This is a genomic window from Mesorhizobium sp. U510, assembly GCF_059180695.1.
Window position 1 is genome coordinate 963,545 of sequence record NZ_CP180532.1, and the last position, 15,091, is coordinate 978,635.

Annotated in this window: 20 protein-coding genes; 10 read left to right on the forward strand and 10 right to left on the reverse strand. The window is 65.1% G+C overall.

Annotated features, from left to right (window positions below; translation table 11 throughout):
• Positions 1–334: 334 nt before the first annotated feature.
• The gene (locus ACLGL5_RS06715) at positions 335–475 is read left to right on the forward strand and encodes a hypothetical protein (protein WP_013892047.1); all 141 of its coding nucleotides are present in this window, start codon (positions 335–337) and stop codon (positions 473–475) included.
• A 350-nt stretch (positions 476–825) separates the two neighbouring features.
• On the opposite strand, the gene ACLGL5_RS06720 is transcribed toward ACLGL5_RS06715, so the two are convergent.
• Complete coding sequence (locus ACLGL5_RS06720) at positions 826–1,287, reverse strand: RidA family protein (protein ID WP_069090619.1); 462 nt, start codon at positions 1,285–1,287, stop codon at positions 826–828.
• Between the two features lie 221 nt (positions 1,288–1,508).
• On the opposite strand from ACLGL5_RS06720, the gene ACLGL5_RS06725 reads away from it, so the two are divergent.
• Both ACLGL5_RS06725 and ACLGL5_RS06730 read left to right on the forward strand, forming a co-directional pair.
• Positions 1,509–1,877 (forward strand): YciI family protein, encoded by a 369-nt coding sequence (locus ACLGL5_RS06725; protein ID WP_019862269.1) that lies wholly within the window; start codon positions 1,509–1,511, stop codon positions 1,875–1,877.
• A 25-nt stretch (positions 1,878–1,902) separates the two neighbouring features.
• A complete protein-coding gene (locus ACLGL5_RS06730; RefSeq protein ID WP_019862270.1) occupies positions 1,903–3,147 on the forward strand; it encodes an RNA polymerase sigma factor in 1,245 nt (414 codons plus the stop codon).
• Between the two features lie 3 nt (positions 3,148–3,150).
• On the opposite strand, the gene ACLGL5_RS06735 is transcribed toward ACLGL5_RS06730, so the two are convergent.
• From ACLGL5_RS06735 to hrcA, 6 genes are all read right to left on the reverse strand, one after another.
• Entirely contained in the window at positions 3,151–3,777 is a 627-nt protein-coding gene (locus ACLGL5_RS06735) for a glutathione S-transferase family protein (protein WP_069090620.1), read from the reverse strand.
• Positions 3,778–4,102: 325 nt separating this feature from the next.
• Entirely contained in the window at positions 4,103–5,083 is a 981-nt protein-coding gene (gene cysK / locus ACLGL5_RS06740; protein WP_019862274.1) for a cysteine synthase A, read from the reverse strand.
• Between the two features lie 180 nt (positions 5,084–5,263).
• Positions 5,264–5,881, reverse strand: coding sequence for a LysE family translocator (locus ACLGL5_RS06745; protein ID WP_069090621.1), 618 nt, complete (start codon positions 5,879–5,881; stop codon positions 5,264–5,266).
• Between the two features lie 110 nt (positions 5,882–5,991).
• Positions 5,992–7,359: a PQQ-dependent sugar dehydrogenase gene (locus ACLGL5_RS06750; protein ID WP_083246906.1), complete on the reverse strand. Its 1,368-nt coding sequence runs from the start codon at positions 7,357–7,359 to the stop codon at positions 5,992–5,994.
• A 91-nt stretch (positions 7,360–7,450) separates the two neighbouring features.
• Positions 7,451–7,648, reverse strand: a complete 198-nt coding sequence (locus ACLGL5_RS06755; protein WP_010912574.1) for a hypothetical protein — start codon at positions 7,646–7,648, stop codon at positions 7,451–7,453.
• A gap of 39 nt (positions 7,649–7,687) precedes the next feature.
• Positions 7,688–8,770, reverse strand: a complete 1,083-nt coding sequence (hrcA, locus tag ACLGL5_RS06760) for a heat-inducible transcriptional repressor HrcA (protein ID WP_069090623.1) — start codon at positions 8,768–8,770, stop codon at positions 7,688–7,690.
• A 158-nt stretch (positions 8,771–8,928) separates the two neighbouring features.
• Between hrcA and rph the strand changes: the two genes are divergently transcribed.
• From rph to ACLGL5_RS06785, 5 genes are read left to right on the forward strand one after another with little or no spacing between them, the layout of a single operon-like run.
• Positions 8,929–9,645: a ribonuclease PH gene (gene rph, locus ACLGL5_RS06765; RefSeq protein ID WP_019862277.1), complete on the forward strand. Its 717-nt coding sequence runs from the start codon at positions 8,929–8,931 to the stop codon at positions 9,643–9,645.
• A 15-nt stretch (positions 9,646–9,660) separates the two neighbouring features.
• Complete coding sequence (locus tag ACLGL5_RS06770) at positions 9,661–10,071, forward strand: VOC family protein (protein ID WP_019862278.1); 411 nt, start codon at positions 9,661–9,663, stop codon at positions 10,069–10,071.
• Positions 10,071–10,733 carry an RdgB/HAM1 family non-canonical purine NTP pyrophosphatase gene (gene rdgB / locus ACLGL5_RS06775; RefSeq protein WP_038650951.1) on the forward strand — a complete coding sequence of 221 codons (663 nt, stop codon included), beginning with the start codon at positions 10,071–10,073 and terminating at the stop codon, positions 10,731–10,733. Before ACLGL5_RS06770 ends, rdgB begins: the two co-directional genes overlap by 1 nt.
• Entirely contained in the window at positions 10,730–11,908 is a 1,179-nt protein-coding gene (hemW, locus tag ACLGL5_RS06780) for a radical SAM family heme chaperone HemW (RefSeq protein WP_038650954.1), read from the forward strand. The genes rdgB and hemW overlap by 4 nt, the downstream gene beginning before the upstream one ends.
• Before the next feature lie 58 nt (positions 11,909–11,966).
• Complete coding sequence (locus ACLGL5_RS06785; RefSeq protein ID WP_069090624.1) at positions 11,967–12,290, forward strand: low molecular weight protein tyrosine phosphatase family protein; 324 nt, start codon at positions 11,967–11,969, stop codon at positions 12,288–12,290.
• 39 nt (positions 12,291–12,329) lie between these two features.
• On the opposite strand, the gene ACLGL5_RS06790 is transcribed toward ACLGL5_RS06785, so the two are convergent.
• Positions 12,330–12,518, reverse strand: a complete 189-nt coding sequence (locus ACLGL5_RS06790; protein ID WP_038650961.1) for a hypothetical protein — start codon at positions 12,516–12,518, stop codon at positions 12,330–12,332.
• Positions 12,519–12,525: 7 nt separating this feature from the next.
• Complete coding sequence (locus ACLGL5_RS06795) at positions 12,526–12,711, reverse strand: hypothetical protein (RefSeq protein ID WP_019862283.1); 186 nt, start codon at positions 12,709–12,711, stop codon at positions 12,526–12,528.
• Between the two features lie 170 nt (positions 12,712–12,881).
• Between ACLGL5_RS06795 and rsmI the strand changes: the two genes are divergently transcribed.
• Positions 12,882–13,796, forward strand: coding sequence for a 16S rRNA (cytidine(1402)-2'-O)-methyltransferase (gene rsmI, locus ACLGL5_RS06800; RefSeq protein ID WP_069093229.1), 915 nt, complete (start codon positions 12,882–12,884; stop codon positions 13,794–13,796).
• Positions 13,789–14,166: a YraN family protein gene (locus tag ACLGL5_RS06805; RefSeq protein ID WP_019862285.1), complete on the forward strand. Its 378-nt coding sequence runs from the start codon at positions 13,789–13,791 to the stop codon at positions 14,164–14,166. Before rsmI ends, ACLGL5_RS06805 begins: the two co-directional genes overlap by 8 nt.
• A 101-nt stretch (positions 14,167–14,267) precedes the next feature.
• Here the strand turns inward: ACLGL5_RS06805 and ACLGL5_RS06810 are convergent, their stop codons facing one another.
• The gene (locus tag ACLGL5_RS06810; protein WP_019862287.1) at positions 14,268–15,074 is read right to left on the reverse strand and encodes an undecaprenyl-diphosphate phosphatase; all 807 of its coding nucleotides are present in this window, start codon (positions 15,072–15,074) and stop codon (positions 14,268–14,270) included.
• Positions 15,075–15,091 lie beyond the last annotated feature (17 nt).

The following is a 15,091-nucleotide window of genomic DNA, read 5'->3' on the forward strand; positions in this document are numbered from 1 at the left end:
CGGGCCGGCCACGCCAGTCCCGACGGTCAACGTCCGCCCTATATGCCGGTTCCTTCCTTTCCTGCCTGAGCAAGGAAATTCCATCAGCCAGCCGGAAATTGAAACAGAACCGCGCCCAGGCGACATTCAAACGAAACATATGTGATGCAAAAGTCACACTGGCCGGAATGGCGACAAAAGGCGCGGAAACACCCCGAAACAGCCGCATTCCGGCCACGAAGCAACGGGTTTTCGACCAGATATTAACATCGTGTTCACCGACTATTCACGCCTCGATGCTATCCTTCGCGCAATTCGGAAGGGACATCCGAAAATCGGGACAGGGACAGGGTAAATGAACTTCCTCACGCACCTCATCGGCTACGCCGCCGCCATCCGCGAATTCGTCGCGCCGACCTATCGGCCGGAGCGCTACTACATGCGCGGCCCCGGTCCGGCTTGCGCCCGTCGCGGCACGTCGCTGGGCGCGCACTGACCATGACGTTCGAGAGCCGCCACAACAGCCGTATCTGCAGGCCGGGTGCCACGACCCGCGCCACCACCTATCGTTCCGAGCGCCCGGCTCTGAGCGACAGGCGTCGTGCGACATCGCCACGTCTTTGATCCCGCCCCCGGCTGGCCTGGTGTCCCAGGACACGAGCAGCCGAGGACCGCGTGACCGACCTTCCTCGGTCCAGTCCGCCCCAATCACGTCTGGCCAAGCCCAGTCCTCCCGCTGAACCATCTTTCGATACCAGCCAATCCGCTGATCGTCTTCGATGGCGTCTGCGTACTGCGCTCCGGCCTCGTGCGCATGGGGGTGAGGGAGGCACGCCAAGGCCCGGCTCAATCCGGCAGGGCCGCGATCGCGACAATTTCAATGACGATGTCGGCTTGAGCGAGCGCGGCAACGCCAATCACCTCCGAGGGCGGCGGGTTGTTGTAACTGCAGTGCTTCGGGCAATGCTCGGCAAAGAACGCGTCCAGAACGTCCAGGCGAAAATTGGGAGAGCTGAGAACGCCGCCGTCGGGAAACGGTCCTCGGACAAAGAAGGTCAGTTTGACAAGGTGTTCAAGCGCGGTGCCCAGCTCCTCCAGATCTGATTTGATGTTGCCCAGAACCTCGAGCCACTGCGCCGCCGCATCGCCGGCGAAACGACCGCCCTGCTTGCCGGCCGGATCGTAGTCGGCGGCGGTCGCCGTGTTTCCGCAAAGGTAGACGAATCCCTTCGCGCCGGTGACGACGGTCCCCTTGCCCCACGGCATCAACCGGCCGCTTTTGAATTTCTTGCGGGTCACGAGTTCCATTGCTCATCTCCCATCTCTGGCGTGACGTGCCTGGATCACAAAGGGTAGCGCGGCGAGGCATCATGGCCAGCGCCGCCGGCCGCTTGGCGAAACCTGGTCCTTGCGAAACCGCGTGACGAAGCCGAAAGTTTTTTCCTGGCGCCTGTCGAAATCGGTCGACGCCGCGCGACATACGTCTGGCCCCGCAAGGACGCGGCCTTCGAAACCACGGGAGAAGACCCATGCGATACATGCTGATGATCAACAATAACGAAGCCGCAATGGCGGCCATGCCGATCGAGAAGACCCAGCAGATGAGCGCGGCCTATGGCGCCTATACCGAAGCGTTGAAGAAATCCGGCGCGTGGCTGGCCGGCGAACGCCTGCGCCCGACCCAGGCGACCACCTCGGTCCGGATCGCCGACGGCAAGACCAATGTGATCGACGGCCCCTATGCCGACACCAAGGAGCAGCTTGCCGGCTTCTACATGATCGAGGCGGCCGATATCGACACCGCCATCGAATGGGCCGCGCGCTGTCCGGCGGCCAGCACCGGCACGGTCGAGTTGCGGCCGATCTGGGAAATGGCCGACTACATGCCCAAGCAATGACGACGTGCCAGGAAATGACCATGTGATGGACAGTCGCCCGGAGATCGCCCGGGCGGCCGCCGAGGCCGCCGCCCGGCAGAGCTACGGCAAGCTGGTCGCCTGGCTCGCGGCGCGCACGCGCGACGTGACCGCGGCCGAGGATGCGCTGGCGGACGCCTTTGCCGCCGCGCTCGAGCGCTGGCCGAAGTCAGGCGTGCCTGAAAAGCCGGAAGCCTGGCTGCTGGCCGTGGCGCGGCGGCGGCGGGTCGATGCGGTTCGCCGGCGGCTCACCCGGGAGGCGGCCCGCGATCATCTCAAGCTGATCGCCGAGGAGATGGAGGCGCGCATGACCGACGAAGAGCTGCCCGACGAACGGCTGCGGCTGATGTTTGCTTGCGCGCATCCTGCGATCGAGCCGGGCGTGCGGGCGCCGCTGATCCTGCAGACCGTGCTGGGCTTCGATGCCGCGACGATCGCTTCCGCCTTCCTGGTCTCGCCGGCAACGATGGGCCAGCGCCTGGTGCGCGCCAAGACGCGCATCCGCGAAACCGGCATTCCGTTCCGTGTGCCGGAGCGGGCCGAACTCGGCGAAAGGCTGGGCGCGGTGCTGGAAGCGATCTACGCCGCCTTCGCCGAAGGCTGGTCCGATCCGGTCGGCACCGAGACGCAGCGCCGCAACCTCGCCACCGAAGGCATCTGGCTCGGCCGCCTGGTGGTGACGCTGATGCCGCAAGAGCCGGAAGCGCTTGGCCTGCTGGCGCTCATGCTGTTTGCCGAGGCGCGCCGCACTGCCCGGCGCAGTGCCGAAGGCGACTTCGTGCCGCTGGCCGAACAGGACTGCGACCTGTGGGACCGCGCCCTCATCGACGAGGCGGAGGCGCTTCTGTCCCATGCCGCGATGAGCGGCGTCGTCGGCCGCTACCAGCTCGAGGCGGCCGTCCAGTCCGCCCACGCGGCGCGGCGGCTGACCGGCCGCACCGATTGGCCGGCGATCCGCGCGCTTTACGACGCGCTGTTTTCGATCGTCGGATCGCCGGTGGTGGCGATCAACCGCGCGGTGGCGCTTGCCGAGACGGAGGGCGCCGTGGCGGGGCTGGCGGCGCTTTACGTGCTGGGCGACGACAAGCGGCTCAATGAGTATCAGCCCTATTGGGCGGCGCGGGCCGGTCTCCTGGCCAGGCTCGGCCAGGCGCCGCAGGCAACCGAGGCCTATGACAGGGCAATCGGTCTCGAACGCGACCCGGCGGTGCGCCGGTTCCTGCAAGGCAAAAGGGCGGCGCTGCGAAACTGATCTTCAGCCCGGCCACATCTCATGTGAGGTGTTGAGCGTCTTCAACAGCGGATGGCCGCGCAGCCTGGCCCAGAGACGTTCAATATCAGGCCATGCCGCTCGCGCTGTGTCGATGTCGGGATGCCAGGCCACCAGCATGACGAGATAGATGTCGGCCAGCGACATCTGGTCACCAACCAGCCAGTCACGACCCTTCAGAGCGGCATCGAGGACGGCGAAGCCACGGTTCATCTCGGCGACTGCCGCCTGCTTGACGGCTTTCGTGCCGTCGGCGTCGGTCGTGTAGCGATGGGCGTAGTAGAACCGCAGCACCGCCGGGTAGAGCACCGACGACATGAAGGCCATCCAGCGCAGGAAATCGGCGCGGGCAGGCGCATCGACCGCCGGTGCCAGGCCGGCCTCGGGATGGCGCTCGGCGAGCAGGATGCAAATCGCTGCCGATTCGGTCATCGAGCTGCCGTCCGGCAAGGTCAGCACCGGCACCTGGTTCAGCGGGCTGATGTCGAGGAAGGCCGGATCGGGGCGGTCGGATTTAGGTACATCGACCTGTTCGAACGGTGCGTTGGCCAGCGCCAGCGCCGCCTCGACGACGAAGCCGCCGCTGCCGGGACGGGTATAGAGCTTGTACATGAAATTCTCCCCTGGTCCGCGCAAAGCGGACCGGGGCGATATGCACCTGAAGCAGGGTCCTGCTCAAGCCGGGTCACAGGCGCCACGGGAGGATTTTTCAACGGGCCAGCGTCCGGAACCTTTTTATGCCGGCGGGACAGCGCCCCCCTCTGTCCTACCGGACATCTTCCCCACGAGGGGGAGATTGGCAGTTTTCGCGCTCCGCTCCATCCTGCATCGTTGACGATTAGCGAAAGTCCGGATGACAGCCGATCTCCCCCCTTGTGGGGGAGATGCCCGGCAGGGCAGAGGGGGGCGCGAAGGATCTCGACGTTTGTGTAGTGGCCTAAGCCCCCAATCCCTCGAACAAGATCGTCGACAGGTAGCGCTCGGCGAAGTCGGGAATGACCACGACCAGGGTCTTGCCCCTGTTCTCCGGCCGCGAGCCGACGACGATTGCCGCCTGCAGCGCCGCACCCGACGAAATGCCGACCGGCACGCCTTCGAGGCGGGCGACGAGGCGGGCATTGGCGACCGAATCCTCGTTGGAAACCTTGACGATCTCGTCATAGATCGTGGTGTCGAGAATTTTTGGCGCGAAGCCGGCGCCGATACCCTGGATCTTGTGCGGGCCGGGCTGGCCGCCCGACAGCACCGGCGAGGCTTCCGGCTCGACGGCGACGACATGCAGCGAAGGCTTGAGCTTCTTCAGCACCTGGCCGACGCCGGTGATGGTGCCGCCGGTGCCGATGCCGGCGACGAAGATGTCGACCTCGCCCTGCGTGTCGTTCCAGATCTCCTGCGCCGTCGTCTTGCGGTGGATTTCCGGGTTGGCCGGGTTCTCGAACTGCTGCGGGATGACGGCATTGGGGATCGTCGCGGCCAGTTCGTCCGCTTTGGCGATCGCGCCCTTCATGCCTTTCGGCCCTTCGGTCAGCACCAGTTCGGCGCCGAGCAGCGCCAGCATCTTGCGGCGCTCGACCGACATCGTCTCGGGCATGGTCAGGATGAGCTTGTAGCCCTTGGCGGCGGCGGCGAAGGCAAGCGCGATGCCGGTATTGCCCGAGGTCGGTTCGATCAGCGTCGTCTTGCCGGCCGCAATCTTGCCGGCAGCCTCGAGCGCCTCGATCATCGCCACACCGATGCGGTCCTTGACCGAGGCGATCGGGTTGAAGAATTCGAGCTTGGCGACCAGATTGGCGACGACGCCCTTCTCCTTAGCGAACTTGTCGAGCCGGACCAGGGGCGTGTCGCCGATCGTGTCGGTGATGGAACTGTAGATGCGGCCGCGGCCGGGGACGCGGGCGGAGGTGACGGGCTTGTTCATTGGTTTCGCTCCCAGGATTTCAGGCAAGTGGCATTGCAGCCGGCAAGATAGGGCTTTCAGCCGCGCAACATAAGCTGTCGGCCGGAAATATCCGAGTGGGGCCTGTGTCTAAAACGCCCAAGTCCCGGAAAAGCATTTCGCGGGGAAGCCTGGCCCCGGAATGTTTTGGCTGAAAGGCTGCTACTGGCGGGCCGCGATCGCTGCCGCGGCGCCGACCATGAAGCCGGCGGCGGTGCGGTTCAGCAGCTTTAGCGCGCGCGGCGATTTCAGGAACCAGCGCGCCTTGGCGGCGAGCGCCAGGTAGGGAACCAGCACGACGAACAGCACGACCACCGTCAGCGCGGCGAGAATGCCGTAATCGGCCAGCGTGATCGTCTTCAGGTCGACGATGGTCGGCGTGATCGCCAGGTAGAAGATCATCGTCTTCGGATTGCCGAGCGTGACGGTGAGGCCGGCGACAAAGCTCGACACCAGTCCGCTCTTGCCCTTTTTCGCCTCGACCGTCTCGGGCGTGATGCCGGCGGTCCAGAAGCGCCAGCCCAGAAACGCCAGATAGGCGACGCCGGCCCATTTGATGGCGAGGAACACCATGCCGAAGGTCTGCGCGACGAAGGCGAGGCCGAGCACCACGGCGGTCAGGTAAATGAGGTCACCGAGCATCAGGCCAAAAGACATGGCCAGCGACGAGCGAAAACCCGAGCCGAGCGCCCGTGCGACAAGCGCGGTGACGCCGGGGCCGGGAATGGCGGCGGCGATGCCGAGGGCGGCACTGTAGGCGAGGAAGCCGGTGAGGGTCATGGCGAGTGGTCCTGGATCAGGCGGCCTTTTCGCACGGAACGGACCAGGATTGAATTCCCTGGCGGTCGGATTCTATTGCACCAGATACCGCGCCATCCGAGTAAAATCCCTCAGGAACGGCCGCCGTCATAGGTCACGCGCCAGATCGTGCCATTGCCGTCGTCGGTGACGATCAGCGCGCCGTCATGGGCCACCGCCACGCCCACGGGCCGGCCCCACACCTCGCCGCTGGAAACGACGAAGCCGGTCATGAAATCCTCATACTCGCCGGTCGGCTTGCCATCCTTGAACAGCAGTCGGACGACCTTGTAGCCGGTCCGGTTGCCGCGATTCCACGAACCGTGCAGGGCAACGAAGGCATCGCCCCTGTATTCCTTGGGAAAACCGCTGTCGGCGGGCAGGTCCTTGCGGTCGTAGAAGGCGATGTTGAGCGGCGCCGAATGCGCCTGCATCAATACGTCGGGAGTGGTTGCCTTGCCGGCGAGGTCGGGCCGCGCGCCCTTGTGGCGCGGGTCCTCGTGGTTGCCGATATAGTACCAGGGCCAGCCATAGTACGCGCCGTCCTTGACCGAGGTGGCGTATTCGAACGGCACATTGTCGCCCAGCGCGTCGCGCTCGTTGACGACGCACCACAGCGCGCCGGTCGCCGGCTGGATGGTCATGCCAGAACAGTTGCGCAGGCCGGTGGCGACGATGCGGCCGTTCTTGCCGTCCGGATCGAAGGCCTGCACGTCGGCGCGCCCCTCTTCGGAGCCCCAGGCCGCGCCCAGCGGCTGCGATTTCACCCATGCTTCAAGGCCGCCATCGGGCGCCTTGCCCATGTCCTCGGCGACGTTCGAGCCGGAGCCGACCGACAGATAGAGCGTCTTGCCGTCAGGCGAAAAGACGATGTCGCGGGTCCAGTGATGGTTCGCGGGAATGTTGGCGACGATGATTTCGGGTTCGCCGGATGCCTTCAGCTCGCCACCGCGGTAGGCGAAGCGCACGATGCTGTCGCTGTTGGCGACATAGACCCATTGCGGGTCGTCCCCCGGCGGATAGAAGGCAATGCCATAGGGCTGGTTGAGATTGCCGGCGAAAATGCCGTCCTCGGCGGGCTTGGCGCTGTCCTTGGCCAGGCGATAGACGCGGACCTGGTTGGCTTCGCTGTCGGCGACGAACAGGTCGCCATTGGGTGCGACGCGCACGGCGCGCGGATTGTCGATGCCGGATGCGATCAGCTCGGCCGAAAAACCCGGCGGCAATTGCGGCTTCGCGCCCGCCGGCATGTCGGCAAGGCCGGCGCTGTTCGACACCGACTTGGTGACATAGGGCTTCGGCAGGTCTTCCGGCTTGATCAGTCGGCGCACGCCCGGTTTGTCGGCACGCCAGTCGCCGAAGGCCGCCGCGCCCTTCAGCACCGGCTGGTCCGCCTGCTGTGCGAACGCCGCGCTTGTGAGGAACAGGGCGGGGATCACCAGTCCGGCTAATCGGATCATCTTGTCCTCCATCTGGTCGCGAAGGAAACCAACGGCCGGCTTGTCTCCGGGTTCCGCTCGCTCGACCTGACGAGGAAGCGAAAATCCGGTCTTATGTGCCGGCAGCGTAAAAATCGTCGTCGAGGCGTTTTTCCAGCGCGACCAGATCGGCCGGCAGCGGCAGGCCCATGGCGCGCATTTCCCGCAATTTCTCGCGCAATTGTTCCTGGATTTCGTGCTGGTCTTCCGGCTGGTTGACCATCTCCTCGAGCAGCAGGCTGATCCGGGCCTTGAGTTCTTCGAGCGCCATTCTTTTCTCCTTGCTGCCCGTCTCTTCCCGTTCGGGGCCCTACCTTAGCATGCGTGAAATCAGCTGCGCCGTATAATCGACCATCGGCACGATGCGGGCGTAGTTCAACCGGGTCGGCCCGATGACGCCGAGCGCGCCGACGACGCGGGCATCCTTGTCGCGATAGGGCGCGACCACCAGCGACGAGCCCGACAGCGAAAACAACTTGTTTTCCGAACCGATGAAGATGCGCACGCCCGATCCCTGCTCGGCGAGGTCAAGCAGCTGGATCAGCCCGTCCTGCGTCTCCATGTCCTCGAACAGATGCCGCAGCAATTCGATGTCGGCCTGGGCGGTGACGTTTTCGAGCAGGTTGGCGCGGCCGCGCACGATGAGCCGTGCCGGCAGGCCGCTTTCCGCGCCCGCCCACACCGCCAGCCCCTTCTCGACGAGGTCCTGCGACAGCGTGTCGAGGGCGGCTCTCGTCTCTTCCTTGATGCGGGCGATCTCGGTGCGCGCCTCGGCCAGCGTGCGGCCGCGAATATGGGCGTTGAGGAAATTCGAGGCTTCGTGCAGCTGCGGGACGGTGATGCCCGCCGGCAGCTCGACAACGCGGTTCTCGACGTCGCCATTTTGCGACACCAGCACGGCGAGCGCCTTGGTCGGCTCCAGCTGGATGAATTCGATATGCTTCAGCGCCACCTCGTTCTTGGCGGCCAGCACCAGGCCGGCGCCGCGCGACATGCCCGACAGCATCTGGCTGGCCTCGGTCAGCATGTGCTCCAGCGTCGCGCCCGAGCCGGAGGCCCGCACCTGCGCCTCGATGGTGCGGCGCTCCTCGTCGGAGAGGTCGCCAAGTTCCATGAAGGCATCGACGAAGAAGCGCAGGCCCGCCTGCGTCGGCAGCCGGCCGGCCGAGATATGCGGCGCGTAGATCAGCCCGAGATGCTCGAGGTCGCTCATCACATTGCGAATGGTGGCCGGCGACAGCGAGGAGGGCAGGATGCGCGACAGGCTGCGCGAGCCCACGGGCTCGCCGTCCCTGAGATAGGAATCGACGATGCGCCGGAAGATGTCGCGAGAGCGCATGTCGAGTGATTGAAGTGCAAGCGACTGCGAACCCGGATCGATTGCCTTGGTCATTCGGCCAAAAACCTCCTTGTTCAGGATATAGACTTCGGCACGGTGGGCGCAACCCGGTCTCTGTATCGGATCGCCCGGTCCGTTTTCCTTTGCGCGCTGCCCCCCATCCGTCTAAAAGCCGGCCACGATTCCGAAAAATGACTGGGAAAGAAGCCTGAATGCGCCCCTCCAAACGCCAATTCGACGAAATGCGCGCCATCTCCTTCGAGCGTGGCGTCTCCAAGCACGCCGAAGGCTCGTGCCTGGTGAAGTTCGGCGACACCCATGTCCTGTGCACGGCGAGCCTCGAGGAGAAGGTGCCGGGCTGGATGCGCAATTCCGGCAAGGGTTGGGTGACGGCCGAATATGGCATGCTGCCGCGCTCGACCGGCGAGCGCATGCGCCGCGAGGCCTCCGCCGGCAAGCAGGGCGGCCGCACGCTGGAAATCCAGCGCCTGATCGGCCGGTCCTTGCGCGCCGTCGTCGATCTGCAGGCGCTAGGCGAACAGCAGATCACCGTCGATTGCGACGTCATCCAGGCCGATGGCGGCACCCGCACCGCCTCGATCACCGGCGGTTGGGTGGCGCTGTATGACTGCCTGCGCTGGATGGAAGCCCGGCAGATGGCGAGCGTCGCCAAGGTGCTGAAGGACCATGTCGCGGCGATTTCCTGCGGCATCCATGACGGCCAGCCGGTCATCGACCTCGATTATCTCGAGGATTCCGCGGCCGGCACCGACGCCAATTTCGTCATGACCGGCAAGGGCGGCATCGTCGAGATCCAGGGCACAGCCGAGGGCGAGCCCTTCTCGGAGGACCAGTTCGGCGAGTTGATGGGCCTGGCCAAGAAAGGCATCCAGCGCCTGGTCAGCCTGCAGCAGATGGCGGTGGCGTAAGCCATCGATTTTCTGGTGACCCCCTCCGCCATCCTTGAATCAGCCCTCTACGTCACCGATCTGGCGGCGGCGGAAGAATTCTATGTCGGCGTGCTCGGCCTTGATCTGCTCGGCAAGGTCGACGGCCGCCACCTCTTCTTTCGTTGCGGGCCGGGCGTGCTGCTCATCTTCAACGCCGAGGCGACCAGAATACCGCCGGCGCCGGATGCCCGGCTGCCCGTGCCGCCGCACGGCGCGGTCGGAGAAGGTCATCTCTGCTTTGCGGCCAGCGCGGATGAAATCGTGGCTTGGAAAGCGCATTTAGGGGCAAAAAGAATCGCCATCGAAAGCGAATTCGAATGGCCGCAAGGCGGCCGTTCGCTCTATATACGCGACCCCTCGGGCAATTCGATCGAGTTCGCCGAGCCGAGAATCTGGGGCCTTTGATGCATACACTTGATGGCAAGAAGATCGTCGTCGCCAGCCACAATGCCGGCAAGCTGCGCGAATTCGCCGATTTGATGGGGCCGTTCGGCTTCGAGGCGAAGTCGGCCAAGGACTACGGCCTGCCTGAGCCCGACGAGACCGGCACCACTTTCGAGGAAAATGCCTACATCAAGGCGCTGGCCGCCGCGAAGGCGACCGGCCTGCCGGCGCTGTCGGACGATTCCGGCCTGTGCGTCGACGCGCTCGACGGCGCGCCCGGCGTCTACACCGCCAACTGGGCCGAAACCCCTGACGGCAGCAGAGATTTCGCCATGGCCATGCAGCGCACCGAAGTGGCGCTGCAGGAAGTCGGCGCAGCCTCGGCCGAACAGCGCAAGGGCCGCTTCGTCGCCGTCATTTGTCTGGCCTTTCCCGACGGGGCGGCCGAATATTATCGCGGCGAGGCCGAAGGCACGCTGGTCTGGCCGCCGCGTGGCGAGCTCGGCTTCGGTTATGATCCGGTGTTCTTGCCCGATGGTTTCGACAAGACGTTTGGCGAGATGAGCGCTGAGGAAAAGCATGGCTGGAAACCCGGCCAGGCTGCGGCGCTCTCACATCGCGCCCGTGCTTTCCAGAAATTCGCCCAAGCACGGTTGGATCTGCCGAGATTGGGCTCGGCATGACTGGACCCGGCATGACCATGCCGCTCGACCGCAGCCCCGGCTTCGGCGTCTACATCCATTGGCCGTTCTGCGCGGCCAAATGCCCCTATTGCGACTTCAACAGCCATGTCCGCCACCAGCCGGTGGACCAGGAGCGCTTTGCCGCCGCCTTCGAGGCGGAACTGGCGACGATGCGTGAGCGCACCGGGCCGCGCGAGGTGACCAGCATCTTTCTCGGCGGCGGCACCCCCTCGCTGATGAAGCCGGAAACCGTGGCCAGGGTTCTGGACGCCGTGGCCAAGAACTGGACGGTGCCGGACGGCATCGAAGTGACGCTGGAGGCCAACCCGTCCTCGGTCGAGGCCGAACGCTTTCGCGGCTATCGCGCGGCCGGCGTCAACCGCGTCTCGCTCGGCGTACAGGCGCTGAACGACAAGGATTTGCGTTTCCTCGGCCGGCTGCACAATGTCGACGAGGCGCTGCACGCCATCGGCCTCGCGCGGGAAATCTTTCCGCGCCTGTCTTTCGACCTGATCTACGCCCGGCCCGGCCAGACGCCGGAAGCCTGGGCAGCCGAGCTCGAACAGGCGATCGGCCACGCCGCCGACCATCTCTCGCTCTACCAGCTGACCATCGAGGAAGGTACGCCCTTCCACGCTTTGCACGCGGCAAAGAAATTTGCCATTCCCGACAATGACCACGCCGCCGACCTCTATGCGCTGACGCAGGAGATTACGTCCGCGCATGGCCTGCCGGCCTATGAGATTTCCAACCACGCCAGGCCGGGCGCTGAAAGCCGGCACAATCTGACCTATTGGCGCTATGGCGAATATGTCGGCGTCGGCCCCGGCGCGCATGGCCGCTTCGTCGAGAACGGCCGCCGCACGGTGACGATCGCCGAGCGGATGCCGGAAACCTGGGCCAACCTCGTCGAGGCCAAGGGCCATGGCGTCACCGGCGGCGAGATCCTGACACGCTCGGAGGAGGCCGACGAGTTCCTGCTGATGGGGCTGAGACTGGCCGAGGGCATCGACCTCTCGCGCTACGAGGCGTTTTCCGGCCGCGGCCTGTCGAGCGCACGGCTGTCGGTACTGCAGGGCGAGGGGCTGGTAGCGCCGATCGGCAATGCCCGTCTGCGCGCCACGCCGGCCGGGATGATCGTTCTCGACGCCGTGGTCGCGGATCTGGCGCGCTAAGCATGATCCCGAAAAGTGGAAGCCGGTTTTCGGTCAAGATCATGCTTGAGCAAAAGTCTTGAAAAACGTCCTCTTCGTCTGCAGTCAGAACCGCTTGCGCAGCCCGACCGCCGAACAGGTGTTTTCAACGCGCCGGGATATCGAAGTTGCGTCGGCCGGCACCAATCATGATGCCGACACGCCGCTGACTCATGAGCTCGTCGCCTGGGCCGACATCATCTTCGTCATGGAAAAGGTGCACCGCACCAAACTGCAGAAGAAATTCAAGACCAGCCTGAAGAAGGCCCGGGTCATCTGCCTCGATATACCGGACAACTATGAATTCATGGATCTGGAGCTGATTGACCTTCTGAAGGCGCGCGTTTCACGCTATCTGGGGTGACCCAGACGAAGGCAGAACGGTCTCGGCCAGTCGCGCTTGTCAGGCGTCGTGCTTGAAACGGCGCTTGCCGCGATCCTTCTCGGCATGCGCCTCGCCGTTCCGGGCCGGTTTGGCGTCGGCCTTTTCGCGGCGAACGCTGTGCTGGTCGTTCATCGGGTGCGGGGGCACGCCTTCCCTGGCGCTTTTCGTTTCAAGACGGGTGATGAAGATATCGAAGCGATTGGGCATCGTCCGGTCAGTGCTCCGTCGTGCTATCGGGTTGGTTGTCGGAAAGCCTGACATTCGTCGGCAGGGCGGTTGTCGCCCGCTCGATCAGGCTGGTGTCGGTCTTGGCAGGCAGGCGCTTGTCCCTGGCGGCGGCAACGCGCTTGCGGCCGGCATAGTAAGGCTCGAAAGCGTCCTGTATCTTCAGGCTGTCCATCCTGTCCTCCCTTTAGGAATCAGGGGCTAAATCTGCCAATGCCGGTTTGGTTCCCTACTGTGGCGAAGGCATGGCGATCACCTTACATCGGCATGACCTTTTGCAAGGCCGCGCCAGCCATGCCAAACAAGATTTGGCAGGCCAAACAGGGCGGAACGGAGACGGCATCAGTGACCGAAGAGACGGGAAGACGCAGCTATGTGGTCGGGCAGACCGAAATCCCCGCCCGTCCGCTCGAGCCGGCGCTCTACCTTGTGGCGACGCCGATCGGCAATCTCGCCGACATCACGCTGCGCGCGCTGGAGACGCTGGCCGCCGCCGACGTCGTCGCCTGCGAGGATACCAGGGTGTCGCGCGTGCTGCTCGACCGCTACGGCATCCGCCGCCGCACCACGGCCTATCATGAGCACAATGCCGGCGAGGCCGGGCCGAAGCTGATCGCGGCGCTTCAAGGCGGCCAGAGCGTGGCGCTGATTTCCGACGCCGGCACGCCGCTGGTCTCCGATCCCGGCTACCGGCTGGTCGGGGAAGCGATCGAGCACGGCATTCGCGTCGTGCCGATTCCCGGTCCGTCGGCCCCGCTTGCGGCTTTGACCGCGTCCGGCCTGCCGTCCGACGCCTTCCTGTTCGCCGGATTTTTGCCGGTCAAATCAGGGCAGCGGCTGACGCGGCTGGAGGCGCTGAAGGCGGTACCGGCGACGCTGATCTTCTTTGAATCGCCGCGCCGGCTGGCCGAATCGCTCGGCGCCATGGTCGAGGCGCTCGGCGGCGAGCGCAAAGCCGCCATCGGTCGCGAACTGACCAAGACCTTCGAGGAAATGCGCACCGGCACGCTACGGGCGCTGGCCGACCATTATGCGGCGGCCGACACGCCGAAGGGCGAGATCGTCGTCTGCGTCGGCCCGGCCGAGGCCAAGGCGGACGAGCCCGCAGACATTGACCGGTTGCTTTTGTCGCTCGCTGCCGAAATGCCGGCCTCCAAGGCAGCGGCCGAGGCCGCGAAGATGACCGGTGGCCAGAAGCAGGCGCTGTATCGCCGACTGTTGGAACTCAGGGACGCCTCAGGAGAAAGCGACGGTGGCTGAGCGCCCGAGCGCCAGCCGCCAGAAAGCCTATCGGCGCGGCCATCGCGGCGAGTGGCTGGCAGCCGCCGCACTGATGCTGAAGGGCTACCGGATTCTGGCGCGCCGCCATCGCACCCGCTTCGGCGAGATCGACCTGATCGCGCGGCGTGGCGACCTGGTGCTGTTCGTCGAGGTCAAGGCGCGGCGCACGCTGATGGAAGCCATGGAAGCGATCGGCCGTGAATCGGAGCGCCGCATCGAAGCGGCGGCCGACATCTGGCTGTCGCGGCAGGCGGATTATGGCAGGCTGTCGATGCGCTTCGACATGGTCGCCGTGCTGCCCTGGCGCTGGCCGGTGCATGTCGAAAATGCGTTTTATGGACGGAATTAGGGGGGACCTCAGAGAGGCATTGCTCGCCCTTCGCCGGCTCAGGGCGTTCGTCGTTCGGAAAGCCAAGCAATTGGCTTTCCGTCCGCTTCGCGGATCACTCCTCACCCCCAGATCATCAACGCCACCAGGCCGACGATGCCCACCACCAGCCGCCACCAGCCGAACAGCGAGTAGCCGTTGCGCGAGACGTAATCGAGCAGGAAGCGGACGACGATGAGCGCCGCGACGAAGGCGGCGACGAAGCCGATGGCGATGATCGGCAGGTCGGCCGAGGTCAGCACATTACGGTTCTTGAACAGGTCGAAGGCGAAGGCGCCGACCATGGTCGGGATCGCCAGGAAGAAGGAAAATTCCGCCGCCGCCCGCTTGTCGACGCCCAGAAGCAGCGCGCCGACGATGGTCGAGCCCGAGCGCGACGTGCCGGGGATCAGCGACAGGCACTGGAACAGGCCGATCTGCAGGTAAAGCCTGGTCGGGAAGCGCTCGACGTCGCGGTAGACCGGCTTCAGGTTCATGCGGTCGACCGCCAGCAGCACGACACCGCCGATGATCAGCATGATGCAGATCAGCCTCGGCGATTCGAACAGCACCGTCTTGATGAAATCATGCGCCAGCGCGCCGATGATGGCCGCCGGCAGGAAGGCGATCAGGATGCCGATGACGAAATGCCGCGTCAGCCGGTCGTGCGGCAGGTCGAGCAGCATCTGCCACAGGCGGCGGAAATAGACGCTCAGGATCGCCAGGATGGCGCCGAGCTGGATCAGGATCTCGAAGGCCTTGCCGGTCGAGTTGAAGCCGAGGAAATGGCCGGCAAGCAGGATATGGCCAGTCGAGGACACCGGTATGAACTCCGTCAACCCCTCCAGCAGGCCGAGCAGCAGGGCTTCGACGATGGTCTGGCTTTCCATGGCTACCTCGGCTTTGC

Bases quoted from the DNA above. Each gene is read 5' to 3' on its own strand.
- ACLGL5_RS06715 (WP_013892047.1), top strand. From the start codon at position 335: ATGAACTTCCTCACGCACCTCATCGGCTACGCCGCCGCCATCCGCGAA.
- ACLGL5_RS06720 (WP_069090619.1), bottom strand. From the start codon at position 1,287: ATGGAACTCGTGACCCGCAAGAAATTCAAAAGCGGCCGGTTGATGCCG.
- ACLGL5_RS06725 (WP_019862269.1), top strand. From the start codon at position 1,509: ATGCGATACATGCTGATGATCAACAATAACGAAGCCGCAATGGCGGCC.
- ACLGL5_RS06730 (WP_019862270.1), top strand. From the start codon at position 1,903: ATGGACAGTCGCCCGGAGATCGCCCGGGCGGCCGCCGAGGCCGCCGCC.
- ACLGL5_RS06735 (WP_069090620.1), bottom strand. From the start codon at position 3,777: ATGTACAAGCTCTATACCCGTCCCGGCAGCGGCGGCTTCGTCGTCGAG.
- cysK (WP_019862274.1), bottom strand. From the start codon at position 5,083: ATGAACAAGCCCGTCACCTCCGCCCGCGTCCCCGGCCGCGGCCGCATC.
- ACLGL5_RS06745 (WP_069090621.1), bottom strand. From the start codon at position 5,881: ATGACCCTCACCGGCTTCCTCGCCTACAGTGCCGCCCTCGGCATCGCC.
- ACLGL5_RS06750 (WP_083246906.1), bottom strand. From the start codon at position 7,359: ATGATCCGATTAGCCGGACTGGTGATCCCCGCCCTGTTCCTCACAAGC.
- ACLGL5_RS06755 (WP_010912574.1), bottom strand. From the start codon at position 7,648: ATGGCGCTCGAAGAACTCAAGGCCCGGATCAGCCTGCTGCTCGAGGAG.
- hrcA (WP_069090623.1), bottom strand. From the start codon at position 8,770: ATGACCAAGGCAATCGATCCGGGTTCGCAGTCGCTTGCACTTCAATCA.
- rph (WP_019862277.1), top strand. From the start codon at position 8,929: ATGCGCCCCTCCAAACGCCAATTCGACGAAATGCGCGCCATCTCCTTC.
- rdgB (WP_038650951.1), top strand. From the start codon at position 10,071: ATGCATACACTTGATGGCAAGAAGATCGTCGTCGCCAGCCACAATGCC.
- hemW (WP_038650954.1), top strand. From the start codon at position 10,730: ATGACTGGACCCGGCATGACCATGCCGCTCGACCGCAGCCCCGGCTTC.
- ACLGL5_RS06790 (WP_038650961.1), bottom strand. From the start codon at position 12,518: ATGCCCAATCGCTTCGATATCTTCATCACCCGTCTTGAAACGAAAAGC.
- ACLGL5_RS06795 (WP_019862283.1), bottom strand. From the start codon at position 12,711: ATGGACAGCCTGAAGATACAGGACGCTTTCGAGCCTTACTATGCCGGC.
- ACLGL5_RS06810 (WP_019862287.1), bottom strand. From the start codon at position 15,074: ATGGAAAGCCAGACCATCGTCGAAGCCCTGCTGCTCGGCCTGCTGGAG.